Source organism: Sphingobacterium multivorum, assembly GCF_039511225.1.
In the GTDB taxonomy this organism is placed as follows: domain Bacteria; phylum Bacteroidota; class Bacteroidia; order Sphingobacteriales; family Sphingobacteriaceae; genus Sphingobacterium.
Genome location: NZ_CP154261.1, coordinates 3213612 through 3239378, shown reverse-complemented (window position 1 = coordinate 3239378; position 25767 = coordinate 3213612). Strand labels below are relative to the sequence as shown.

The following is a 25767-nucleotide window of genomic DNA, read 5'->3' as shown; positions in this document are numbered from 1 at the left end:
TGTTCATCAGCAATTCAACGATTCCATGAAATCACCAAAAAATTTCTAAACCTATAGTTGAGTTAACAGCATGTGGGTACTTGAACCTTGCTCTGTTGCTTATTGCTGGGGCAGGATGGCAACCCGACCGTAAAAACGGATCCCTTATTGGGTGTGCTTTGGATGTTCACTACACCTTTGTTTCGCTCAATAAGATCCTTACATAAAACAAGACCTACACCCGATCCGGGTTCGTCTTCCGTTCCGAAAGACTTTTGCTGGATCTCATTAAAAAGTGCGGCGGACTTCGAGGGGTTAATTCCTATTCCTTCATCTTGGATATGAATATGTGTATAGGTTTCATCCATACTGGTGTAGATGTTGATATTCCCGTTCACATAGCTGAATTTGATCGCATTACTGATCAAGTTGCGTAAAATAATGATGGTATGATCCCGATTGGCAATTATCTGTGTGTTGTTAGGTATATCAATATTGATTTTTAGTTGTTTAGATTGTGTGTTCTCATTAAAAACTTCAATAATTTTTTGTATCATAGGTTTGATCAATTGGGGGGATGCCTTGGTATTCATCCCCTGCATACTGCTGCTGCCCCATTGCAATAAATCATCCAACGCCTGATTTTGCTGCGTAATTTGTTGAAAGATCTGCTGGATGTATTCCTGGGAGTTTGTGCTGTCGAGCATCTGATTACGAAACATAAAGACCAGTGCTTCCAGGTTGGCAAAAGGACTTTTGATGTCGTGCGCGATAATAGAAAAGATTTTTTCTTTGTCCCGATTCATGGATTCTAAATTGCGGCGTTGCTGCTCAATCTTTTTTATGTTTTTATAGATGATGTCAAGAAAGAAATTGACCGCAACGACCATAAAAGCAAGTGCATTGATAATATTAAAAACCGATCTAGATCGAGGCACTTGCTGGCTCAAGGGGAGTATATCGGGAAGTAGATATAAGAGTGAAATTAAAAAAGCTACCGTAATACAGAGGGCTATATGGATCTTTCGATTATCATACATCAACATGGAGACAATCAATGTGCACAACAAAAAGTATTCGCCACCATTTTTATAAAGTAATGCCCCAGCGAAGAAAAACACAGCATTACTCGTTAACAGTGTTGCCTTAGCAATAGTATGCTTCTCATAATATTGAAGTAGAAGGACCGTAAGCGCACATATTGAATTGCAGAAGTTAATCGCTGCTAAAATATAACGGTGGTCGATAAGATTGAGGATTGAGAAGAAAATTGTCGGAAACAAACATAACAATGCAATCAGATTGATCATATATACGCGTTTGAAATCGATGTATGACATGCCCGGATGTGCACCAATATGGGAAAGTAGTTTCCAATATTTACGAAAGTGATTCATAGAGACGTGTCTGATTTGCTTACAATTTCTAAAGGTTCAAAATTAGCCATAAATCAGGAGTCCAACAATGATTTTTCTTGAATAGCAGGATAAGATTGGCAAAATCTGTCCTGAAAGGAAGATAAAAGGCTACGTCACGCTATTAATTTGGAAAAAACAAACGAATTTCGGTCCCTTGGTTTTCCTGACTAAAGATGGTCATCTGTACGTTCAGTCTTTCCAGAATTTCCTGAACGATAAACAATCCGATACCCTTTCCTTCGTAATCCGCTGAATTTGAGCCACGGAGCCTTTCCATGCGAATATTCTCGAGTTCATGCTGCGGAATACCGATACCATTATCTTTAATAATATATAACACACCGTTCGTTACTTTTTCACTATAAATATGCAGCGCTGCTTTCGTATTGGCCGAAGAGTATTTAATGGCATTGTTGATCAAGTTTGTAAAGATTTGATAGGTTCCATTTTGATCACTGTTTACCGAAAATAGGTCGCCAAAGATAAGTTCCGTATGTGGGCTACGGTATAATAATTTCGCTTCTCGGCACCAATTGGGCAATGTAAGGTCTAAACGGACAGGTTGTTTCCTTAGCTTATTCATTGGAGCAAGGCTCAGTTCTACCGTTTTGTCGATAATATCAGCCATGTTTTCAAGTGATTGATCGATGACCTCATACAATTCGAGCCGCCTATTGGACTGCATATCCAAATGTTCTTTTAGAACACCTATACCCAATTTAGCAAGTGCCAAGGGATTTTTTGCATCATGTGATAGCGTATAGGATACCATGCGCAGGTTGGTTGCGGGATTGATCGCTATATTTTCTTGATCTAAAGATATCTCATGGTGTATCTTATGCGTGACATCGGTGGCGGTGTGGAGGATGGAGTAGGTTCGTCCGCGTTTATCAAAAAGGGGCTTATACTCAAAATCAAAATAACGTTTGATTTTGAAATCACCGTCAACTATCGTTGCGGGAGTTTCAACTGCCTTGTAGGTAACGCCGCTTTCCCAGACATTACGAAGTATATCTGTAAATCCTTCCTCGGTAAAAACCGGAAAAACCTCTCCAAAGGAATGTCCAACGATCTCGTTCTCTGTACGCCACATATTTAGCATACGTGAATTGGCGAATGCGATATTGAGATTCGAATTATTATAAATGGCCGTTGCAATCGGCATCTGATTTAATGCTTCAAAAAAAATCGGAAAATCCTTTTGAGGTTTTTGCATATTGGGTATTTAATGATCATCTGCTTACCACAGAGCGATGGTAAAGGTAGTCAAAAATCAAGCCAATAGCGATGTTTTTTATGTTTTTTGGGAAAAATACGATCAGTCAGTGGGGTTCGAAATTGCGCAATAAAAACCCACTGAATTATTCTTATATTTAATAAACTTCACAGGAGATGTAAGTTGAAAATAGACAGGGATTTGTAATCATACCAATTATGGATAAGTATTTGGAAATTAGGAAATATGATGTTGAGGACACCAATAAGCTGATCGATATTCTTCATCTGAATATACCGAAGTATTTTGCGCAGAGCGAGGTTGCCGATTTCAGGGAATATCTGGATCAGGAAATGGAAACCTATTTTGTTGCACTGGTTAACGGACAAATTATTGGTGGCGGTGGTGTAGGTTTTTCCGATGATGAACGCACAGGATATTTGAGCTGGAGTTTTTTAAATCCAAAATATCATGGATTTGGTTTTGGAAAAACCCTACTGCATCATCGTATTGACTTTCTTTACGCCCATCATCAGGTTGAAAAGATCGAAGTCGGCACCTCTCAATTTACGTTTGGATTTTATAAGAAAAATGGTTTTGTACTACGGGAAATCCATAAAGATTATTGGGCTGAAGGCTTTGATTTATATGATATGGTCCATACAAGAGAATAGACAAATGACTGAATGCTGGTCAGGCGACATGTTGAAAAATAGGTTGCTACTTAGTGGTTTAATGACGCCAAGTTTTCCTTAATTTGATTCAGGTGGTGTAGGGGATGATAGCTCATCAGGTAAAACATTTCACGTATACTGAGTTTTCCGAGCAAAGGGTGGGGTAAGACCAGGCTATCGAGCTCCTCTTCATTGTACAGTGCAAATAATTGATTAATTGTGGTTATTACTTCTTCTAATTGCGTTATAAGGCCTTCTTTTTGTGCAGGCAGGATTTCATCAGGCAAAAATTGACCTGGCGCCTGTAGGCTTGTTTTGAGATAATTGTTAAGTACTGTATCGTAGTCCCAAGATGTACGTTGTAGGGTGCCGAATTTTTGGACGATGAACTCTTTTGATTGCAGTATCTTTGGAAAGGGTAGAAGCGTTAAGAGGATATGTTTTAGCTGCTGACCAGCTGTCCATTTTTCATGATTACGGTATAAAAAAAGGGGATCAGGTAATGCCTGGATATAGGCAATAACCGTATGGTGGTTGTCAGAAAAAGTTTTGATCAGTTCTTGTCGATTCATCCTATTTTTTTTTTGGTAAGTGTTTACTTCGGTCGTTTATTCTAGCTTATTGATAAGTCAAAGCCTGCACGCCGTACTAAAAATATAAAATTATTTGCTAACCACACTTATGAAACTCACTTATTCATGGTGATCAAAACAAAAAAGGCCGGTATTGTTTGTTATACCGGCCGCCTATTCTATTGGTTTAAAAACTAATATGCACCAAAGTCTGCAAGATGAGAATAGAAGAAATCACCCCAGGAACTTGTCGATTCTATTTTAAGGTATTGGGTGTTAACGGGGGCATTCAGATCGACATTGATCCAGGAACCAGCAACTTTGCTCAGCTGCGTCGTTTTGATCAATGTCCAGCTTACACCATTTGTACTTGAGTAAATATTGACATCTTTCATCGCTCCATTTAAATTGTCGCGGTTACGGAAAGCAACTCCTTTCACGGTGCGTAATGCCCCCATATTGATGGAGAAGAAGTGAGGCTGCGGAGTTTGAGTGGACGACCAGGGCGTATGCCACACTGTACTTCTATTCATATCCAATACATTGCTCGCTGGTGATCCAGGCTCGTTACTATCGCTAGCGACAATTGACCAACCTGTTGTCGGTAAAAGTTTATAGGTAACAACCTTGGATAAATCGGGTACATTGTTAACGAAGTTATAAGCGTACCCTAAGGTTGTACGGCTTCCATTGGCATGGAGAAACCCTATTCTCATTTCGTAATTCCCTGTCAGATCATAAAAATCAGCTAATGGACACTCGAATCGAAAGCTATCCTGGCCAATTATTTTTGTGGCCCATTGTACGGCATCATAATCGTTGTTTACGCCAAAAGGCTCTCTATCATGCCAGACAACAATGTCATTGACCGGTTTTGTTGTCGTAAATTTCCCGGAAATGATAATCTTATTGTTCACAAAGCTTGATGACAAGGATGTAATTTCTGCAGAAGCGGATGCATACCAGTCACTTCTTACCACAGTGCTAAATACTTGGCTATTGTTAAATGTTGCTGCTGTGGTACTGGTCAATGAGGTTGTGGAGATTCCATAGGTTGAATTGCCTGAACCCATTAAAGCCGTACCTAAAGTTGGTGCTAATGTTTTGTTCATCCTATTGTGGCTGGCATTTAATCCGTGGCCCAGTTCGTGGATCATTCCACCGATCCACACAGTTGCTTTCCATCCAATATCGCCGCCTATTCCTAAGTTTTTAGCGTCCAGATTTACATAATCTAAGGCGTAGCAGCTGGTGCCTGTACCATAGAACGGCGGGCCTCCGGGATTAGCTGGATCTGTATTATACGTTGGAATAATAATTAGATTGTGCTCGCTTTTTTTTCCTGACGGATTTTGGTTAAAATAGCTGTCCACTTCTGCCTTCACTGCTCCGCTACCCCCCGAATATGGATAAGTAGCTTTGCCGTATTTTCCGGCGATGTAATGGATATTAATCAAACTGTCATTGAGTAGATCCAATCCGAAAGATTTTCTTCCGAAGCCTTCGCGATCCATATTATTTGCAAACATATTTTGGGCATCTAAGAGGATCTTGCTAAGACGCTTTCTGAAATTGGGAATGGAGTCAACATCATTTGGAACAAAATAGATGACATTCAGCTTATAGGGATTACTGCTCCATTCATTGGTTACCGAAGTTGTTGCTGCGTTTGCCTTTAGATTTCCTACACTTTCTTCGGTGTTAACCAAGGTCTTGTTGCAGGATGCAACCCCTAGTGCGAGGGTTGCAAGCATTAAATTTAAAAGTTTTCTCATAATGGTTTATATTGTGTATCAATAAATATAAATAAGGTATCTTTTATGGTGTGTAAAAAAAATAAACTTTTATCATAATTAGTTTAGTCAATCGATTGATTAATCAGCTTTGGAAATTGTTTTGTAACATTTTAATTCGTTTGGGTAGGAAATCATTAAGAATTAATAGGAAATGGACGATCTTTAACCGATGGTGTACTTGGCTTTCATCGTGGTCTTATTACATTTGATTGCATGAATAATTAAATCGTATGGAAAAAATCAAAAAACTGATATTACTGTTGGGCCAGCAGTTTTAGCTATGCAAAAAATGGAGAGAACAATTAAATTGACAGTATTTTTGCCCTATGACCAAGATCTGGTGTGGCGTGCATTGACGGAAGCAGACCTGCTTGGGGCTTGGTTTATGCCAAACGACATCGAAACCGAGACAGGACATTATTTTACGTTTAGGATGAAAGCCCAGAAGGGCTGGGATGGTATTACGCATTGCGAAATTATTTCGGCAATACCCAAGCAATATCTTGCGTATAGCTACCGGGGTGAAGCTACTGGTGAGAAAGCATTGGCCTGTGCCGGAATTCATTCGGATAAGGCAGATAAACTAACGAAAGGAATCTTCACAAAATTGGATACAGTGTTGAGCTTTTCATTAGAACCAACCTGTAGTGGGACTCTTTTGAAAGTGAAACAGTCCGGTTATAAAGGCATTAAGCTGGTTTTGATCAGTTTTATTATGGAAATGGGCTGGAAAAAGCAGTTGCACAAAAAGTTACCCCATCTCTTGCAAAAGCTCAAAGCAGAGCTATAGAAACAATGATTAGTCCAATTTCTTTCTGAGCCATGTACGGACAGGTTCGTCATACCATTTCAAGCTGACATAGGCCAGTGCAATACTCGTCAGCAAAATCAATAGGGCATAAGGCAAGGCTGTCACTAGCGTCACATCCTTGTTATTGCTGATCCAGGCAACATAAAAATAGACCAAAGGATAGTGTACGAGGTATAGCGGGTAGGAGATGTCACCCAAAAACTTGCAGAGCTTATTTTCTATTCTGCTACTTGATATGTTACTTGTTCCCAAGTAAACAATCAAGGGAAATACAATGATAATGCATACAGACTCATATATCCCGTTCAACCAAAGCTGATCTGCTCCGCCTATACGAGGCATATACAACACAATGGCGATTAAAATACTGCAGTATAAAAATGCATGTCGGATACGGCTGGGATTGGTTATTCTGGATAGCAAAAGGCCCGCAAAAAAGGGATACATGGTGCGGGTGATTCCTATCCGCACTTGCTCAACATTTAACGTCCAGCCACCACTAACATCACCATTGGGACTTGTAATCGCCAAATGCGCGAGCGCCACAGCTGCGATAATGACCAAAATGCTTAAAGCTGTTTTGGATAATTTACGAATACCGATAGCATAGAGAATATTGGCAATATATTCAAAAAACAATGACCAGCCAACACTATTGAGCGGGTGCATTTCCTGCCAACCACGAATATCCAAAGAGAGGGGGACGGGGAGAATCGTATAACCGATGAGCATTACGAGAAGCATTTTCCAAATCGGGACGGTATGAATAAGTGGCCAGATGGTGGAATCGGTAAAGTAGAAGCCTATCGCGCCAAGAGTCATACCCAGTATAACCATGGGCTGAAGGCGTTCAATACGGCGTTTAAAGAAAGTGCCAATCGACATTGTACGCCAGCGATCATCATAAGCATAACCGATTACAAAGCCAGATAAAAGAAAGAAAAAGTCAACTGCCAAATAGCCATGGTTTACCAAGATATCGAGGTGACCTGTTGCCAATGGCTCGGTGAGATGAAAGGTGACAACGATAATCGCCGCCAATCCTCGTAGTCCGTCTAAAATGGGATAGTGTGGTTTTGTAGAAAGGTTTTTATTATTCATGGCTTCTGATTGTATTTCGAAGATGTCGATGGACTTGCTAATTGTTTATACATGTTATCGAATGAATGGGTGAAAATAGTGAAATAACACATTTGATTTTGATCATATTGTATCAAAATCCCGATGGTTAGTCTCATTTTTGGTGTTACGCAGATTCGTTTATACGGATTCACTATTCTTGTTACTGGTCTATACAGCTAGCCAGCTTATTTTCTTGTCGATGAAGCATCGCGGGATTCAATACTCCAAATTTTTATATCTTGCTGTCCGATTCACAAAGGTTTTCTTTAATCGCTATACGTAATTAAACCACGTTGTTTATTACTACATGCAATGTCAAGGATGTCATCGATCAAGGTCCAGCACTTATTCTGCTCGTTTATGTAAATATGGGGCTAAATTGCTAAACGCCCGGGTAGACAGCAGCGTTATTAATATGGTTAGCTCGATCCCTTTTTGATGGCTGCCACACTTGGCTGACAATAAATAGCTAAGGAGGCATTAAAACTGATACATTTTAATACCAATTTGGAGGTAATAACAGTTTTCAATCATTTTTTAGACAGTGATTAGTCAGTATTTGTTCAGTTCCCACTGAGTAAGCACTGAACAAGCACTGAACGAGCACTGAACAAGCACTGTACTAAATTAGAATCTGATCACTCTTTGATCCTCATTTACTGCAATTAAAGATCAAACAAAAAAAAGGAAAAGGAACTACACTTCTGTGACAAAAAAACTGTTTCGCGGTAATAGTTCATTTAGGTATAGAGATAAAGCGAAATGATCTTTTGACCTATTTCAAAGCATCTAAAACTGAAATGTTTTAACGTTGACTACTTACATTTTTAAAACTAATCCATATACATTTAGAATTATCGGCTGTTGGATATGGAAATATGATTAAAGGAGGTATTTTGAACGGAATTAAAGGATTAAAGTCATTACGTGAAAATAAACGACATCATTAAATCGAAGTAGAATAACCTGCTAAACAAATTCCACATTGATAATTATGTGTCTTTGAAAATCTAAGGTAATACGCTTAAACAAGAAAAGCTAATCTTGCGATTAGCTTTTCTCAGTGATCCCGCTGGGATTCGAACCCAGGACCCATACATTAAAAGTGTATTGCTCTACCAGCTGAGCTACGGAATCTTACTTCTTTGTTTTTGAACTGTCGTTCCTTGTTTGAAGTGATGCAAAAGTAGGGCTTTAATCCTGTTCCTGCAAATAATTTTGGCTTAAAATCACGCTTTGAGGTTTAATAAGCTGATTTTAAGCCAAAAAAATTAACCATTTTCCAATTCCATGATTTCTTCCGCCAGCTGCTCCCAACTCTCCTGAAATTGCGTCAATAATGCCTTCGCTGAGTTGTAAGAGCGTGTAGTTTCCTGTAACTTAGTCGCATCCGAATACACTGCTTCGTCGGCAAGCTTTGATTCTAAATTTTTAACTAAAATTTCCTGCTCCTCAATTTTTTGTTCGAAAGACGTTAGCTCCTTATTTTTTTTACTCAACAAACGTGTTTTATCTTCCGTAAGCGGTTGCTTTTCTTTCTTTACTTTGGGTTCTTCCTTAACTTTTTTCTCCGTTTTTACCTCCGTCTTCACAACGCGTTTTGCAGCCCATTCTTCATACTCCTGGTAAGTACCTGGGTACTCCTTGATCTGTTTGTCTTCAATGTACCAAATTTTGTTTGCTACATTGTCCAAAAAATAACGATCGTGGGAGACAACGATAAATGTACCTTCGTATTGCTGTAAAGCCTGGATCAGAATGTTGACAGACTGCATATCCAAGTGGTTGGTAGGCTCATCAAGCGCCAGGAAGTTTGCGTCCGCGGTTAATGCTTTTGCAAGGGCTACCCGTGATTTTTCACCTCCGGAAAGTACTTTGATTTTTTTGAAAGCGTCATCACCGGTGAATAGAAAACACCCAAGGATGGAGCGCAATTCAGTCTCTGTATGCTTCGGCGCAAAAGCTTGTAACTCGGCAAGTATGGAATTTTCCAGGTGTAGAGCCTCTAGCTGATGTTGCGCAAAAAATGTCTGCGAAACGTTGTGCCCTTGTTCAGCTTTTCCTTCAAACTCATTATCTGCATTGGCTACGATACGTAAGAGGGTAGATTTACCTTTACCATTGGCACCAATCAGGGCAATTTTATCCCCTTTTTCTATAATTGCTGAAGTATTTTTTAAGATCTCCAGATTAGGATAGGACTTAGAAATATTTTCCAATGTCACGACGTGGCGCCCCGAAGCTTTTGAAAATTTAAAGCTGAAGTTGACCGTAGGATTGTCATCGTCCACATCGTCAATTCTCTCCAAGCGATCCAATGCCTTGATGCGCGACTGCGCCATTTTGGCTTTAGAGGCCTTAGCGCGGAAACGCTCAATAAGACGTTCTTCCTGTTTTATCTTGGCTTGCTGGTTTTTGAACTGATTGGCTTGCAATTCATTCCGTAGTTCTTTCTCTTCAAGATAAAAACTGTAATTACCTGCATAAAGCGTTAATTTTCCTTTGCGTGATTCTACCGTTTTCTTAATGATGCGGTCAAGGAAGTATCGATCGTGGGAAACAATCACAATGGCACCGTCGAATGCTTGAAGATAATTCTCCAGCCATTTGATGGAAGGTAAGTCCATGTGGTTGGTTGGCTCATCCAGTAACAGAATGTCTGGAGTTTGCAATAGGATACGGGCAAGCATAACCCGCATACGCCATCCTCCGGAGAAAGTGGCCAATGGTCTTTTCTGTTCTTCTTCAGAAAAGCCTAAACCGGCAAGGATTTCATGGGCCTTAAATTCGATGTTATAACCATCTAAAGCCTCAAATTCTACTTGTTTATCGCTTAGCTTATTCAGGATGTCATCCGAATAATCTGTTTCTAATTTGTGGAGTAAGTCCTCGATTTCGGCATGTAATTGATTTTGGCGCTCAAAAGCTTCCATGGCAACATGCAAAATGCTTTTGTCAGAATGGTACGACAATAAGTCCTGGTTTAAATAACCAATCTTAAGGTCCTTCGCCATGGAAATCGTTCCTGATGTGGGCGTATATTGACCGACAATAAGGCGAAGTAAAGTCGATTTACCTGTGCCATTGGCACCGATCAAGCCAACTTTATCTCCTGGTTTGATATGCCAGTTTGCTTCGTCATATAAAGCGCGAGATCCTATTTCAAATGTTAAATTATTTATTGATATCATTTCAACTGCAAAAGTACAAAAGTAATGAATATTTCTTCTTCTTTGAGTAACTTTGCGATTATGTATAAATTAGTCAAACCTATATTCTTTACAATGAATCCGGAGACGGCTCACCATAAAGTGACCGGTGGATTGAATGTTTTCTCAAAAATTTGGGCGCCAAACAATTATTGAATGCTTTTTTTACCGTGGAAGATCCACGTTTGGAACGCGAAGTCTTTGGATTGAAATTTAAAAATCCGGTGGGTCTTGCTGCTGGCTTTGATAAAAATGCGGAATATATTGCAGATATGACTAATTTGGGATTTGGTTTTATCGAAATTGGAACGGTAACTCCTAAGCCGCAACCGGGCAACGATAAACCCAGGATGTTCCGCCTTGTTCCCGATGAAGCGTTGATCAATAGAATGGGATTTAATAATCAGGGGGCAGATGTTGCCGCCACAAGGTTGAAAAATCTAAAGGATCGAAAAGGATTGTTAATAGGGGGGAACATTGGTAAGAATAAGGTGACACCCAATGAAGAAGCTGTCAACGACTACATTTATTGCTTCAATGCATTGTTTGACTACGTGGATTATTTTGTTGTTAATGTGAGCTCTCCGAATACACCGGGCTTACGGGATTTACAGGAAAAGGAGCCTTTAAAACATATATTGAATACTTTACAAAGCCTCAATATCGCAAAATCGGCTCCGAAGCCTATCTTGCTTAAAATAGCGCCCGATTTGACGGATAGTCAATTGGATGATATCGTCGAGATCGTTTTGGAAACTCAAATTGCAGGTGTTATCGCAACAAATACGACGATTTCAAGAGAAGGCTTACAGAGCCAACAGGAGCTGATCAATGAAGCGGGTGGGGTAAGTGGACGCCCTTTGACAAAGCGTTCAACGGAAGTGATTCGCTACTTAAGTGAAAAGTCCAACAGGGCATTTCCCATCATCGGTGTAGGGGGTATTCATTCGGCGAAAGATGCCATTGAGAAGTTAGATGCTGGAGCCAGTCTCATTCAAGTTTATACCGGTTTTATATACGAAGGCCCAGGCTTGATTGCAAAAATTTGTAAAGGTATCCTGCAGACAGGAAGATAAGGATTAGCATGGCAGTTGATTTTGATCTGAAAGATTTCTTGGATAAGAAAGTTGATGAATATAATCAACCTGGTTTTATTCCAAATGATCCCATATCGATTCCCCATCAATTTTCCCGGAAGCAGGATATTGAGATCATGGGATTTTTGGCTTCCATCATGGCTTGGGGACAAAGAAAGACGATTATCAATAAATGTAATGAACTGGTGGCTCGTATGGATGGTTCGCCATACGATTATATCATTAATCACCAGGAACAGGATTTAAAGACCTTGCTGGGATTTAAGCACCGTACCTTCAATGATACCGACATTCTTTATTTTGTTTCTTTTTTTAAGCATCACTATGCGCATTTCGAATCTTTGGAGGATGCTTTTCTCGTAGGACAGGAGAACAGGGAAGAGGTCGACCTAGAAATGGCATTGAATGCTTTTAAAACCTATTTCTTTTCCTTGCCTGATTATCCTGTTCGCACGCGGAAGCACATTAGTAGTCCAGCACAGAAGTCGACCGTTAAGCGGATCAATATGTTTTTACGCTGGATGGTCAGAAAAGATACAAAAGGTGTAGATTTTGGTATTTGGCACCGCCTGTCCCCAAAAGATCTCATCTGTCCATGCGACGTCCATGTCGAGCGTGTTGCCCGCAAATTTGGTCTAATTACGCTGGATAAAGTGAATTGGAAAACAGCCCAGGAATTAACAGCCAATCTGCGCTTACTGGATCCGCTGGACCCGGTCAAATATGATTTTGCGTTATTTGGATTAGGCGTTGAAGGGGAAATGTAAAATTAATGCATGAAGAAAAAAAAGCGTCCTTGCCAATTATAATTGGCAAGGACGCTTTTTTTATGCCGCCACCTATCCTAAGATGATGATGAGGTAGCAAACTTATACGAGCCTGTCGATCTTGATCAGAAGGTCAACCAAACGATTGGAATAACCAAATTCATTGTCATACCAGCCCACAACTTTGACCAGACCGCCCACCACCGAGGTTAACTGCGCATCAAATACACATGAATAGGGGTTATTGATAATATCGACCGAAACGATAGGGTCTTCTGTATAAAATAATACGTTTTTTAATTCGTTTTCTGCTGCAGCTTTGAACGCTTTATTGATTTCCTCTACGGTGGTTTCTTTCTCGAGCGTACAGGTAAAGTCCGTCAATGAACCATTGAGTACGGGTACACGTATCCCGGCTCCGCCAAGTTTATTCTGCAGATGCGGAAAAACATTGGTAATCGCTTTAGCGGCACCAGTAGTTGTTGGAATGATCGCCGACGATGCTGCCCGCGCTCTCCTTAAATCTTTATGTGGTGCGTCGTGAAGATTCTGATCTCCCGTCATGGAATGAACCGTGGTAATATAGCCATCTCTGATGCCCCATTTTTCATCCAATATTTTAACAAGTGGAGCAACATTGTTTGTCGTACAGGAAGCATTGGATAAAATCGAAGCGGATAGATCAATGACACTGTCATTAATGCCCAATACCACTGTTGGAATGTCTTTATCTTGTGCCGGGGCGGAGATAATCACTTTTTTTGCACCAGCTTCCAGGTGGAGAGCCGCTTTGTCACGACTGGTGAAATACCCTGTAGATTCGATGACAACATCAATTTGAAGCTCCTGCCAAGGCAGTGCTGCAGGATCTTTTTCATTGGTAACCAAGATGGAAAGACCATTGACAATAATATGTTTTTCATCGTGTGTCACGGTGCCAGGAAAAGGACCATGTACAGAATCGTATTTAAATAGGTGGGCTAAGGTCTTCGTATCTGTCAGGTCATTGATGGCAATGACCTGCAGTTCATCGAAAGCCTCCCGTAAAAAAATATTACGTAGTGTATTCCGACCGATGCGTCCGAATCCATTGATTGCTATGTTTAGCATTTCAGATTATTTATGAAATTGGCTTATTGCTTCGTTAATATTTTTTTCACCTTCCCAATGTGCTTTTAGTTTTCCGTCCGCACCATAGACGTAATTTGCGGGAAATTGTGAAGGTACGTGGATGGTCTGTATAAACGTTTGGTCTTTATCAATCAATACCTCTACGTTGGATGCTTTGGATAGTTTAGGTGCAAAGGTGTCAAAAAAACCTAGTACTAAGGCCGGATCATTCATGGAAATATAATAAATATTGACGTCTTTTATACGATCAATATTCTTTTCAAGCTCCGTAGCTTCATGTTGGCAATGACTACACCCGGGATCAAATAGAATAAAAACGGTATTCTTGTCTTTAGCGACGTTTTCCTGCGTAACACGGATGCCCGAACGAAGCTGATAAAATGTGAAATTAGGAAGAATGGCTGCAGGGTCGGAAGATTGCTTTGGCGCAGCTTGACTAGGGTCGTGGTCTGCATGATCATGGCCTGCATGGTCATGGCTTTCAGCACTGGCTTCCTGCGTCGTATTTGCCGTTTGATCTGTTTTCGGTTTGTTGTTGTTACATGAGGAAAGAATCCCGGCAGTCAATACCGCTGTCACTCCTAAGATTATCTTTTTGTTCATAGAATACGTTTGCTTTTAAATCAATTTCGTGATTTTATCATTTTAATATTTATGCTTAATACATCGTCAATTTTTGCGTAGAAAGTATTGAAGAATCTATTATACTAATGATCAAAACTATGAAAAAAAAGGGATTCTTAATCGTAGAAATTCATTTATGACAGTATACTGGATATTAATGCATGTTGTGATCAAAACAATTTAACCTGTTGCAGTTCCCTTATTCTATGATGTCAGGACCGTCATGCCTGGACTTTGTGTCTGTCAATGAGGTAGATTGAATAATATCAGGTGTACTTCGTCCGAATTCAATGCTGTACACTTTCAGTAGCACGCCAACACAAGATAGGATTAGTGGACCAAATATTAATCCCAGCATACCAAATAGGTTTAATCCCAGCAAAACACCGAATACCGTTATTAAGGGATGAACGTCACCCAACTTTTTCAATATGGTAAATCGAAGTACATTATCAATACTACCAATAATAATGATACCATATAAGGCAAGACCTATTGCATTTCCGGACTGTCCATTCGCCAGTAGAAAAAGCGCTGCGGGCAGATACACCACCATAGTTCCCAAAATTGGGATTATAGTGGAAACTGCCGTAAGAATTCCCAGAAAGATCGGGCTCTCTAAGCCAAAGAACCAATAGCCAAGACCCGCTACAATACCTTGGCATATGGCCAAAATCGGGATGCCAATTGCATTGGATTTTACCATCATGTCAAACTCTTTCCACAACTCGGCTTTACTGGTTTGGGTGAAAGGGATCGCTTGATAAATGGTTTGTTCTAGTTTTTTGCTGCTAACCAACATAAAATACAACACAAATAGCGCCACCAGTATATTGACACCAACTTCCGCAACGGAATTCAGAATATTGGGTATAAATTTAGCTGCTTTTTGAAGCGTTCCCATTAAGGCGGTATCAGAAAGATCGATATTGCTTAGATAGGGGCTGTCTTTAAAGTACGTTTTGATCGAATCAAACTTGTGTATCAGATCGTCTTTGTTGCTAATGACTTCTGTTACCTGAGGTACCATGTAGTTGATTAACAGATAGAGTGGCCCTACCAAGAATATGATGGTTAATAATATCAATAAAATACTGGCAAAAGATTTATTCCATTTTTTTTCTTCAGTCAGCTTAAAGTTGATTTTTCTAAAAAGAATATATAACGTAACTGCTCCCAAGAAACCGGGGAGATAGTAGAATAGGCTTGTAAATATCAATATACATATCGCCAATATGATGACGATTAGCATGATTTGATTGATGGAATTATTGTTGATTTGTTTGTACTTCATATAGCTGACAAATATACTGTCTATCGATTGTTATTTATCGTATGACAATATTTTTTTGGAAAAAGTTTTGTCTTGTTAAAATAAACTTTCTTTTTTATAATTTCAATGTTTTATTGTATTTCTTTTTCTGCCCTAAAGCCAATTGTGAAGTTCTGGTTCCCAGGGATTAGCAATCATGTTGTTTTGCTAAATTTTGATAGCTTTATGCGCTATGTTGTACCTAGACTTTCTTTAACCTAGGCAGTAATCGTGCGTAGTAAACATAGTCTGTTTACGTTTACATGGAGGGCCAACATCATTCACGTTAGTATGGAAGATGGAAATCTGTTTAATTTTAGTTTTGATTCTGCGGCATTAAAACCTCCCTTAAGATCGTTAGTATATCGTATTGTTTGACAAAAAGGATGGATTGTACCGTCCTTGTTTGACGGGTTTCTTTAGCTGAAAAGGCCGTGCAGCTTACTGTTTTGGTTGCCTTATGAAAAAAAGGATGAGACCCTTTTCCTTTTTTATTGTTTGAAAATAAGCCCATAATCTTTTGTTTTTGTTGGTTATAGCGATCAGGCTCGTTCAGCGGAACCGCTATAACTAATATACAAAATAAAACGGAATTAATTGATAAAAATTTCGCTGCCCCTTTCTTCATCCTTTTCTATCGAAAGGGACACTGGAATACGTTCTTTGAGCTCTTCAACATGTGAAATAATGCCGACGATGCGGTTTTCTTTGTGTAAATCCAATAGCGTTTCGAAAACAATGTTAACAGAGGTAATGTCTTGTGTTCCAAAGCCTTCATCGATAAAAAAGAAGTTTCTGGCTGCACGCGAATTTGACTGTACACTTTCTGCTAAGGCCAAAGCCAAGCTTAGGGATACTTGAAATGCCTGTCCACCGGACAGTGTTTTTACGCTGCGACTTTTTCCTTCGTTCAAATAATCGATAATTTCAAATTCATTGTTGTCATTCAGCTGCAGGCTGAGTTGATTGCGGGTCATGCGATGGAAACGAATGTTCGCATGATCACACAGCTGCCGTAAATAAATCGAAGAAACATATTGCACAAAGCCCGCTCCTTTAAATAAATTAAAAAGTTGTTTCAAATTCTCGTGGCGTAAACTTAGTTTGATCTGTTGTTGCAGGAGATTTTCCTTTTTAGCATAGGCGATTCTTAGCTGATCGCGTTCTTGTTGAAGTCGGGCAACATTTTCTGTGCTTGCTTTCAATTGTTGGGCGCTCTCATCCAGGATTTTTTCCTGCGCGAGATATTGGTTTTCATCATATACCTGGTCGACGAGTTTCTTTTCCAACTGACTGATCTGTGCCTTCACCGTTTCAAACTGGATCTGAAATTGCTCCAGCTCTTGTCGGATCTGTGTGACAGACAAATTCTCCGCGAGTATTTGCCGAATCTCTTCCAACGTTTCAAAGGGTGACGCCTCAAGTAGCTGTTGGAGCGTGACATCGGCCTCTTGACTTTCACGTTCGATATGTCCGAGCTGTTCAACAATGGTCTGTACCAAGCTGTTTTGGGCTGCAAATTGACTGTTTAACTCATTTAATCGTTCGCTTAAAGCAATGTAGTCGCGCTCAATCTCAAGATTCGATCTTTTCAGTGCAGTATATTCCTGTTCGACTGCTTCGGACTCCCGCATTTTATAGTCGGACCAGCGCAGCGTTTTTAGATTCCCCATATTTTGATTAATCTGGGCCTGTTTGCTTGCTTCATCACGTTCAAACTGATGCAGTGCTTTATTGTATTTCTCCAGCTTTTCCTCAACGGAGGCGAGTGTAGCCTGATGTTCGACGAGCAGCTGCTCCGACGCTGCTATCTGTGTATCGATCCGAGCGAGATCCTGCTTCTTTGAGATATAGTTGGATTCATCGGTAGCGCTATAACCAGCCCATGTAAATTGCTGCACATGGGCAATTTTGTTACGGGCATTTAGCTGAATTTTTGTATATAGATCTTGTTGCTGATCATGCAATGACTGCAGGCGTAGCTGGAGTTTCTCGACTTGAAATTGCTGATCCTGTTGATGCTTAAGACTTTCATTTGTCTCGGTAATCAATTTTTCATTGGCGGCAACGTCCTGGGAAATATCCTGTCCTTGATTGATGGCGGGATGTTCCAAAGCTCCACATAGTGGGCATGGGGATCCTGCTTTAAGGTTTTCAGCATATTGGGTCAACCTTTGCTGCAGGAGAAGATGTGATTTTTCCTCGTGGAGGGCCTGAAGTTTTTGCTCGAGGGCGCTGACCACAAGAAGGTGATTTGATCGGAACTCTTCGAGGTTAGGATGGAAAGTATGGAGTTCCTGGTTCAGCATGATTATGCTTTTTTCTAAATCAATGGCCTGTTTGTTCAGGTCATCTTCCAGTTGTTGGATGCCCTGCTGTTTCGTATACCACTGCCCAAGTTCCATGAGTTCATGGGCTGAGGGTTTTGATTGCTTTAGGCTAGCGATCTGAATTTCTGTCTCCTGGATTCTGGCTTTACAATGTCGTTGTTGATCTTTCGTTTCCTGCACAAAATTGCGTCCCTTCTGCGCCCGATCCTGTAAACTCTTGATTTCATTTGAAAACGTAATCAATTGGCTTATCAATTCCAGGTCCAATTCCTGAATACGACGCTGTGGTAGCAGCTCATATTGTGATTTCAACAGATTTAGACTTGAGGAATGCTCCTGGATCAGCTGTTGAATTTCGGCCTGTCTCTGCTTTTCGGTTTCTACTCTTTTCTGTGCAATTAGGCCTTCTGCTGCTAATTTTTCCTTGGTTTTAAGAATATGTAGAAAGTTGGTTTGCGCTTCCTCAAAGCGATTTAACTTTAACCGTAAAGTTTCTTTTTCATCTTTTTGTTCTAGCAATTGCTGAAAGAGTGCTTTCACTGTTCGGAGTTCTAAGAAATCCTCTTTGAGTTTTTTGAGGTTTAAGAACCTTTCATGGTGCGCCTTGTACGACGACTCAAGGACGACAAAGGACTCGACTGCCAGTTGGAGATTTGTTTCGGTCGTTTCTATCAGTTCGGTTGTGACCTCATCAAATCCGATTAATTGACCGTTGAGGTGATCCAGTTCGGACTGATTTTTTTTATAGAGGTTGGAAACTTTATCCTGCAGGTCGAATCGATGCAGCTGAAAAATTTCTTTCATCATATCCGTGCGTTCCTTGGCGCCGAGTTCTATAAATTCTTTGAACTGTCCTTGGGGAATGATGATTGTTCTCTTGAAGTTCTCATAGCTTAATCCGATGATATGCTGTGTATTTCTGCTTTCTAGTGGAACCCATGCTTCATTGATTTTTTCGTAGAGTACAACCGTGGGCGATTTCACATCATCGAAATTTTTGGAATTGCGTTTAAATTCGCGGGTAATTCTAAATGTACGGTCTTCAAAGTTGACGAAATCAAGCTCGATATACGATCTATTGGACTTGAGATTCATCATGTTATAAGCGCGTTTATCCCGTGCATTCAGACGTTCCGTCTCTCCAAATAGGGCGTAGGTAATCGCTTCCAATATCGATGATTTGCCGGAACCCACAGCACCGAAGATACCAAAAAGACCTGCTTGAGAAAGCGCAGAGAAGTCGATCGTCTGACGTTCTTGATAAGAGTATATCCCTTCTAGAGTTAGCTGTAATGGAATCATGGATTATGAGTTTAGGATTTCGCGGAAAAGATTAAGGATATCATCATTGGGTGCCTGGTTGCCGTTCTTGGATTTAAAATAATCGTTGAATAAAGTCGACATGTCTTGTGTAAGATTAATTTCTTTGGCTTCAAGCAGCTCTTGCTCATCTTGCTTAACGAGCGGAATGAGGTAGATTATTCCCGAATGGCTCTGATAGATTCGCTTGCGGTCCTCGGCTTTTAAGAAGGTCTCTGATTTCAACGTGAGCTCCACCAATGCATCGGGGTTTTCAGACAACCAGCATATACACTGCTCAATATCGTCGAATGATTTTCTGACCAGCGGTTTGCCCTGAGTCAATGGAATGCGCTCGACAATTGCTTGTTCGCCGGCCAATACATTCACCAACGCAACGTATTTAGTTTGCCCAGCCTCCGAAAAGCTATAACATAGGGGCGAAGATGCATAAATCACCGGTTTCTCAGCCGAACCGATATTTTTATAGCCATGGAGATGTCCTAATGCCGTGTATTGGACCTGCGGCGGGATGGCCTCTGAATAGATTAAGTCTGCATTACCAATTTTCACCGGTTTTTCGCCATCTGGCTCCTCTAAAAGTGGACTGCCCAATTTATTCATGTAAAGGTGTGCCGTCAATATATTGACGCCTTTATCATCGCAATAGGTATTGGCTATTTTTTGCCAATTTGCCGCTAAAACTTCATTCAATTTACTTTCTTTCTCTTCGCCCAGATACTGTTTTAAGCGTATTTCATTGGCATAGGCTGTGTGAACAATACGAATCGGGTAGTCAAATTGCGGCAAGCTTAATTCGATGAAGCCTGTATCTGACTGTAACACGGTGAAACCCTCTGTTGCGAAAGGAGTGACCACAGCATGAGGATGCCCGATTAAGATGATCCCCGACGCTCTTGCCAAAGGATCGGGCGCATCAATCAAATGAGGTGAATCGTGATTGCCTGCGATTGCTATTACAGGACGCATGCCATTTTTTGTAAGACGCTTTATGGTTCGGTAAAATAACTCAATGGCTTCCACACCTGGATTGAAGGCATCGAACAGATCTCCTGCGATGATCACCAGATCCACGTCTTCCCGATCTGCGATATGAACGATTTCATCCATGACCAGTACTTGTTCATCTATCCGGGAAAAACTGTCCAATCTTTTTCCTAAATGCCAATCGGCGGTATGCAATATTTTCATGTGAGAGCTTGGATATTTTGCTTCAATGTTACAAACTAAGATAAATTTGGCATGAAATGCAATTATAATTGGATGGAATCTTTCAAATGACCAATTTGTGCTAATAAGGAATGAAGCTTTTCTTTTGTTTGAATGGCCATGTTCTCGAAATCGAAATGTTAAAACATGTTAAATGCATGCCGTAAAAGTCATTTAATTGTATTTTTAGTGCTCCAAAATTAAGCTAGATAGTCATAGACAAGAAATATGCGAAAAATTTACCTGTATATCTGTTTTTTCTTTATGCTGTTGACGCGCGTAAACGCGCAGGAAATACACGCTATAAAAGGGGAGACTGCTTATCCTTTTTTATTGAAAGACGCTACACCGGATTCATTGGAATCTGAAAAGCAGCCTGTGTTTGTGTTTTTGCACGGAAGAAGTTTGTCCGGGACAAATTTAGACCGTGTAAAGCGTTACGGTGTACTGTATGCCATCAATAAAGGGCAGGATGTACCTGGGATAATTGTTGCACCACAGTCCCGGGGAGGATGGGATCCAGACAAAGTAATCGAAATTGTTGACTATGTTATTGAACATTACAATGCCGACCCCGACCGTATTTACGTTTGCGGCATGAGTATGGGAGGCTATGGCACCATGGATGTGGCTGGTAAATATCCCGAAAGGGTCGCTGCTGCCGTTGCAATATGTGGTGGTGGATCGAGTCAGTATGCATCTAATTTGACGCAGGTGCCGATATGGCTTCATCATGGTACTGCTGATCGTGCTGTGCCAATTTCGGAATCCCGAAAAATTATGAATGCGATAAAAAGAGAGGACCCGGAAGCAAATGTGAGCTTAAATGTAATAAAAGGGGGCACACACGGAAGCGTGGAACGATTGTTTCATGACGATGCAATTTACAATTGGATGTTGAAATTTAAGAAAAAGCATAAATCTTAGCTTAGCGTGAATGCGAAGGTGGTCTGTCGGACAGCGATTTATAACATAAAAAAGCCTGATGAAATATTTCTATCAGGCTTTTTTGTTGTTAGCCTTCGTGATCAAAGGCAGACTGTCTTTTTTGAAATTGAGCCATTAATATATTGGGTTGATGGATCAAACGTGTTTTTGCGAGGTATTCGGAGTTGTCTGCATAAATAAACAACAACGTTCCATCTTTGATTGTGTTAATGATTGGACCTGCAAATTCCCTTGGAACCGCGGGGCAGCCGTAGCTTTTGCCAAGTCTGCCTAAACTTGCTATTGTTCCTGTGCTACAGTAGTCGGCGCCATGCATCACAACATATCGTGCTTTTGCATTGTCATTTATCCCTTCTTCAAGACCATTTAACACCAAAGAGTAGCCGTTCTCGCCATTGTAGGTGTTTTCTGTTGTGAAGAATCCTAAAGAACTTTTAAGTGACTCCTGTTGATTTGAAAAATTGACGGCATAGTTTTCACCGCTATTTTTTCCATGTGCGACCAGCGTGTTGAATAGTACTTTTTTGTGCGCAAGATCGAGTACTACAAGCCTCTTTTCCGTTGATGCCAATGAAAAATCGATGACGGTCATGATGTCCTTGTTGTGGATCGGAAGTTCTTTTCTGCCTTCCATTGCTTGACGAAATGCTTCGTATTTTAATACTTTGCCTAGATTCATTTCATCATACAACGAGTCAACTTCGGTGTGTTGACGTTCGACATTGATACGATGAGTGCTGGTGGTTTGTTGATTTGTTGTTTTTAATTCTTCTTGTGAGGACAGTGCTGTATTAAGTGCCATCAAAAGAAACATAAACGTATTTCCCATTCTTCTCCCTTTTCTGTGTAGATGTTTACAAAATTAATGATTAAAGTTAATACATATTTGATTTACAGAATGTTAAATATTGTTAATCAATAACAACAACCAGCGAAGCGAGGTCTTTTGACCGTTTATAGACAAATTGAGCGTGAGATGACGCATTTCTGACGCACATATGGGACTTGGGTATTGTGCCCAGACTCTCACTATATTCAATGATGCTGCCATTGGGATTGTTAACTGGCACCCCATGTATATAGGCTCCGGCGGTAAATCGGGTAGCATAGGGGGCGAATCCGGCATAAGTTTTGGTACCGTCTTCGTAATAAAACATCTTGGATTTGTGTTCCTGGACCACAAAGAGGCCTGTCGGTGTTTCCTGGGCATGGGGAGGTTTGTGTCGGCCACTCGTCACGGGGTTCATGCTTCGGACAAGCCATTCCTTACCGACCTTCTCCAAGGTGCAGATATTTTGGTTCTTCACATCGACAACATTGATAATGTTGAACTGTACGGTATCGCTAATGATGCGAAGATATCTTTTGGGTACGGTATATTTTCCTTCGAATGAAATACCCTCAATCGGAATCCGTGCGATGCTGTCTGGACCTTGTACGCGGACGAGCCAGCCATCCCGACCATAACGAACGGCCTTGGCGCTGTTAAGATCGTAGAGTGGTGCCGCTTGATAGCGTTCGACATTGAAACTGTCGGACACGCGTTTATAAGAGTCCCGCTTATAATTCTGGATTGTTGGCGCTTCGCCCTTTTCATTTTGATAATTTTGTAGAACGCCGTACAGCGATGGAGACTGTTGAAAATTTTCGATAAAAGCCAGGCGTTCCTTGATTTTATCCCATTGAAAACCTCGCGTGGTATCTTTGTAGGGATAACTGTCCTCCAGGGTGTATTTGTTGTAAAGCAGCTCTTTTTTAAGAATAATATCATCAGCCGTAAATACTTTTTTCTTCTCAACCTGCTCTTTAGGAGGTGTAGGTTTTCGCTGTTCAGTTTGCTGATTGGTCTTTGTTGTGTTTTTCTTATCTTGCCGGCATCCCGGCAATAGAAACAACATGCTTAGTATGAAACAGGTTAATCTTCGATTCATATATGGATGTATAGATTATCGTTTTATACCTTAAACTTAGATAATTAGTTTATTATTTGCAATTTTATTGCAGTTGAAAGAAAAAGAATTACCGTTAAACCTTTAGCTATTCCTTTTGTGTACTTGAAGAACTATTCAAGGGTCAACTACTGCAGCGGTAGTTAATTTAGGTTAAATGTAGTGCTGAAGGACTGTGTTGACGTTCGTCGGATATATTTCTTAGCTGATGATAAAAAGTTAGTTTTGTGGTCTGAAATAATCAGTGTGAAATAAGTGATATGGACAAAATTGTTATTTGCTCGGGGGTGATGCTTGCCCCGGAAGGAGATTTGCTGATGGTTCGTAAAAAAGGTTCTAGCTATTTTCAGCTGCCCGGAGGGAAGGTAGCTCCGGAAGAAAGCCGTGAGGAGACCTTAATTCGCGAACTCAAGGAGGAGCTTCAGTATGACGTGGGCGGGATGGAAATACGGTTTATCGGAAGCCACAGTACGCAAGCCGTAAATGAACTTAATACGGTTGTCGTGGGCTATATCTATTTAATTAAACTGGCAGAGCGTCATGCATTTGAGGCTTACGAAGAGCTGGACGAAGTGCTGTGGATCAGTAAAGCTAATTGGCAGAACTACCGATGGGCTCATTTGGCATCCGAGTTTGTTCTTCCGAAATGGCTTTCGGGTGATTTTGATCAGTAAATCGTATTGAGTAAACAAATTAAACCTTTGTTTGTTAGAGTTTTATAAAAACTAAAAATAAACGAAGATTATGGAAAATCAGCTTTTAAAAGGGGCGAAGGACTTTTTTGACGAAGAAGCGGTCGCTCAGATAGGGCAAGTTTTAAACCAGGATAAAGAGGGGGTGAAGCAGGGGTTGAATGCAACAATTCCCGCCTTGTTTTTAGGTTTAAGCCAACATTCCGATTCCGGTGGAATTTCGGCAATACTTGAAAAGGCCAAGCAGCATTTTGCGGATTTTGATCTCAAAGGACTTCTCGGCGGTGTCGCCAACGCGGATGAGTCTGCAGGGGCTCGTGCGGTGGAAGGTGAGAATTCGGCTGGGCTACTGGGATCAATATTTGGTGGTGGCCTTGATACCGTTTTGAGTACCGTTGCCGGTTATTTGGGCTATGATGGTAGTTCCATTGGGAAATTAATGAACTTTTCTCTGCCAGCGATATTCTCCAGTTTAACAAATAAGGGACAAAATTGGGATTTTGAACGTATCGGTCATGTTTTGCAGGAAAATAAAACAGCTTTTGCTGCTGCTGTGCCAGCGGGTTTAGGTTTAGGTGCCTTTGGAAAGCTTTTCGATGGGGCGCATTTTTCTCCACCTGCGGAGTCGGTGACTGAACCTGCAGTTCCTGCCGATGTTGTCAGGGAGGTCGATAGTCATAAGCCAAGCTCCATTAATCCAGCAAATGAGTTGGAAGCACATAAAGAGCCTTTGTCATTGCCGAGAACAGGCGAGTCGCGGGCAGCAATAGCTGAAAACAATTCCAGAAACGGTTCCGGTGGCGGTTGGTGGAAGATTTTAATCGCCTTGGTTATATTGGCTCTACTCTGGTTTTTATTTGGAAAAGGCTGCAGTGGCAGTAAGCAAGACGGTGCTACCGACACCAGTGTGAACAGTGCAATGGTGGATTCAAGTACGATGAAAACAGGTTCCAGTGTAGTGGAGCGCGAGCAGACGGAGGTCATCTTGCCAGACGGTGTCAAACTTGCTGCATTTAAAGGCGGGATAGAAGATCAGTTGGTCCAATTTCTAAAGTCCGATTATAAGTCGATCGGTGAGGATTCCCTGAAAAATACCTGGTTTGATTTCGATAACCTGAATTTCAAAACAGGTACAGCCGAGGTGTTGCCTGAAAGCCAGGTGCAACTGCGTAATCTTGCGGCGATATTAAAGGCTTTTCCTGCAGCCAATATTAAGATCGGTGGTTATACCGACAAAACAGGTAATGAGGATTTTAATAAAAAGTTATCGCTTGAGCGCGCAACAGCTGTAAAGGATTACCTGGGTAAAGAGCAGCTTTCCAAACAGGTAATCGGTGCAGAGGGGTACGGTTCACAGTTTGCCAAGTATAAGGCAGATGCGCCCGAATCCGATCGTATTATGGATCGGCATGTTTCTGTAAGTGTTCGGTAAGTGTTTTTTGCTGAACAATAACCTTGAACGATCCGATCGACAAGACTAAGTTTGAATTCCAAACTGTGTTTTTTCTCATAAAAATGCCCCCAGAAAGTGTCTCGCTTTTGGGGGCATCGCAGTGTAGTCTGCCCTTTTCTTTGGTGTAATGGAATGCTC

The 25767-nt window shown here is 40.8% G+C and carries 19 protein-coding genes, 1 tRNA gene and 1 pseudogene; 7 read left to right on the top strand and 14 right to left on the bottom strand.

The annotated features are described in order from the left end of the window. Positions 1 to 62: 62 nt before the first annotated feature. Together AAH582_RS13510 and AAH582_RS13505 are read right to left on the bottom strand one after the other, a co-directional pair. The gene (locus AAH582_RS13510) at positions 63 to 1376 is read right to left on the bottom strand and encodes a sensor histidine kinase (RefSeq protein ID WP_343317990.1); all 1314 of its coding nucleotides are present in this window, start codon (positions 1374 to 1376) and stop codon (positions 63 to 65) included. Between the two features lie 142 nt (positions 1377 to 1518). Continuing rightward, positions 1519 to 2613, bottom strand: coding sequence for a PAS domain-containing sensor histidine kinase (locus AAH582_RS13505; protein WP_046673595.1), 1095 nt, complete (start codon positions 2611 to 2613; stop codon positions 1519 to 1521). Positions 2614 to 2831: 218 nt separating this feature from the next. Between AAH582_RS13505 and AAH582_RS13500 the strand changes: the two genes are divergently transcribed. Continuing rightward, positions 2832 to 3287 carry a GNAT family N-acetyltransferase gene (locus AAH582_RS13500; RefSeq protein WP_046673620.1) on the top strand — a complete coding sequence of 152 codons (456 nt, stop codon included), beginning with the start codon at positions 2832 to 2834 and terminating at the stop codon, positions 3285 to 3287. Positions 3288 to 3337: 50 nt separating this feature from the next. Here AAH582_RS13500 and AAH582_RS13495 read toward each other — a convergent pair whose 3' ends face one another. Together AAH582_RS13495 and AAH582_RS13490 are read right to left on the bottom strand one after the other, a co-directional pair. Next, entirely contained in the window at positions 3338 to 3859 is a 522-nt protein-coding gene (locus AAH582_RS13495) for a DinB family protein (protein WP_046673594.1), read from the bottom strand. A gap of 194 nt (positions 3860 to 4053) precedes the next feature. Beyond that, positions 4054 to 5634, bottom strand: coding sequence for a discoidin domain-containing protein (locus AAH582_RS13490; RefSeq protein WP_343317985.1), 1581 nt, complete (start codon positions 5632 to 5634; stop codon positions 4054 to 4056). A gap of 310 nt (positions 5635 to 5944) precedes the next feature. Between AAH582_RS13490 and AAH582_RS13485 the strand changes: the two genes are divergently transcribed. Further along, positions 5945 to 6445, top strand: a complete 501-nt coding sequence (locus AAH582_RS13485) for an SRPBCC family protein (protein WP_286770855.1) — start codon at positions 5945 to 5947, stop codon at positions 6443 to 6445. Positions 6446 to 6454: 9 nt separating this feature from the next. Here the strand turns inward: AAH582_RS13485 and AAH582_RS13480 are convergent, their stop codons facing one another. The 3 genes from AAH582_RS13480 to AAH582_RS13470 form a co-directional block, all read right to left on the bottom strand. Then, positions 6455 to 7567: an acyltransferase family protein gene (locus tag AAH582_RS13480; protein WP_286843711.1), complete on the bottom strand. Its 1113-nt coding sequence runs from the start codon at positions 7565 to 7567 to the stop codon at positions 6455 to 6457. 1085 nt (positions 7568 to 8652) lie between these two features. Beyond that, positions 8653 to 8725 (bottom strand) — tRNA-Lys (locus AAH582_RS13475). Positions 8726 to 8859: 134 nt separating this feature from the next. Continuing rightward, the gene (locus AAH582_RS13470; RefSeq protein WP_343317981.1) at positions 8860 to 10779 is read right to left on the bottom strand and encodes an ABC-F family ATP-binding cassette domain-containing protein; all 1920 of its coding nucleotides are present in this window, start codon (positions 10777 to 10779) and stop codon (positions 8860 to 8862) included. A gap of 60 nt (positions 10780 to 10839) precedes the next feature. Between AAH582_RS13470 and AAH582_RS13465 the strand changes: the two are divergent. Further along, positions 10840 to 11873: pseudogene (locus AAH582_RS13465) on the top strand (quinone-dependent dihydroorotate dehydrogenase). 8 nt (positions 11874 to 11881) lie between these two features. Further along, positions 11882 to 12661 (top strand): TIGR02757 family protein, encoded by a 780-nt coding sequence (locus tag AAH582_RS13460; RefSeq protein WP_197084011.1) that lies wholly within the window; start codon positions 11882 to 11884, stop codon positions 12659 to 12661. A gap of 102 nt (positions 12662 to 12763) precedes the next feature. Here the strand turns inward: AAH582_RS13460 and gap are convergent, their stop codons facing one another. The 5 genes from gap to AAH582_RS13435 all read right to left on the bottom strand — a co-directional run bounded on the left by gap (position 12764) and on the right by AAH582_RS13435 (position 20569). Continuing rightward, positions 12764 to 13771, bottom strand: coding sequence for a type I glyceraldehyde-3-phosphate dehydrogenase (gene gap / locus AAH582_RS13455; protein WP_046673590.1), 1008 nt, complete (start codon positions 13769 to 13771; stop codon positions 12764 to 12766). A gap of 6 nt (positions 13772 to 13777) precedes the next feature. Further along, entirely contained in the window at positions 13778 to 14395 is a 618-nt protein-coding gene (locus AAH582_RS13450) for a TlpA family protein disulfide reductase (protein ID WP_343317978.1), read from the bottom strand. Positions 14396 to 14615: 220 nt separating this feature from the next. Next, positions 14616 to 15710 (bottom strand): AI-2E family transporter, encoded by a 1095-nt coding sequence (locus tag AAH582_RS13445; protein ID WP_286843719.1) that lies wholly within the window; start codon positions 15708 to 15710, stop codon positions 14616 to 14618. Between the two features lie 611 nt (positions 15711 to 16321). Beyond that, complete coding sequence (locus AAH582_RS13440; protein WP_343317976.1) at positions 16322 to 19360, bottom strand: SMC family ATPase; 3039 nt, start codon at positions 19358 to 19360, stop codon at positions 16322 to 16324. Positions 19361 to 19363: 3 nt separating this feature from the next. After that, a complete protein-coding gene (locus AAH582_RS13435) occupies positions 19364 to 20569 on the bottom strand; it encodes a metallophosphoesterase family protein (RefSeq protein WP_343317974.1) in 1206 nt (401 codons plus the stop codon). 246 nt (positions 20570 to 20815) lie between these two features. On the opposite strand from AAH582_RS13435, the gene AAH582_RS13430 reads away from it, so the two are divergent. Continuing rightward, a complete protein-coding gene (locus tag AAH582_RS13430; RefSeq protein WP_286843725.1) occupies positions 20816 to 21514 on the top strand; it encodes a prolyl oligopeptidase family serine peptidase in 699 nt (232 codons plus the stop codon). Positions 21515 to 21602: 88 nt separating this feature from the next. Here AAH582_RS13430 and AAH582_RS13425 read toward each other — a convergent pair whose 3' ends face one another. After that, entirely contained in the window at positions 21603 to 22364 is a 762-nt protein-coding gene (locus tag AAH582_RS13425) for a murein L,D-transpeptidase catalytic domain family protein (RefSeq protein ID WP_231585251.1), read from the bottom strand. A gap of 82 nt (positions 22365 to 22446) precedes the next feature. Then, positions 22447 to 23466, bottom strand: coding sequence for a L,D-transpeptidase (locus AAH582_RS13420; protein WP_046673583.1), 1020 nt, complete (start codon positions 23464 to 23466; stop codon positions 22447 to 22449). A 278-nt stretch (positions 23467 to 23744) separates the two neighbouring features. On the opposite strand from AAH582_RS13420, the gene AAH582_RS13415 reads away from it, so the two are divergent. Both AAH582_RS13415 and AAH582_RS13410 read left to right on the top strand, forming a co-directional pair. After that, the gene (locus tag AAH582_RS13415; protein WP_053003618.1) at positions 23745 to 24158 is read left to right on the top strand and encodes an NUDIX hydrolase; all 414 of its coding nucleotides are present in this window, start codon (positions 23745 to 23747) and stop codon (positions 24156 to 24158) included. 70 nt (positions 24159 to 24228) lie between these two features. Continuing rightward, complete coding sequence (locus tag AAH582_RS13410; protein ID WP_343317968.1) at positions 24229 to 25608, top strand: OmpA family protein; 1380 nt, start codon at positions 24229 to 24231, stop codon at positions 25606 to 25608. The last annotated feature ends 159 nt before the right edge of the window (positions 25609 to 25767 follow it).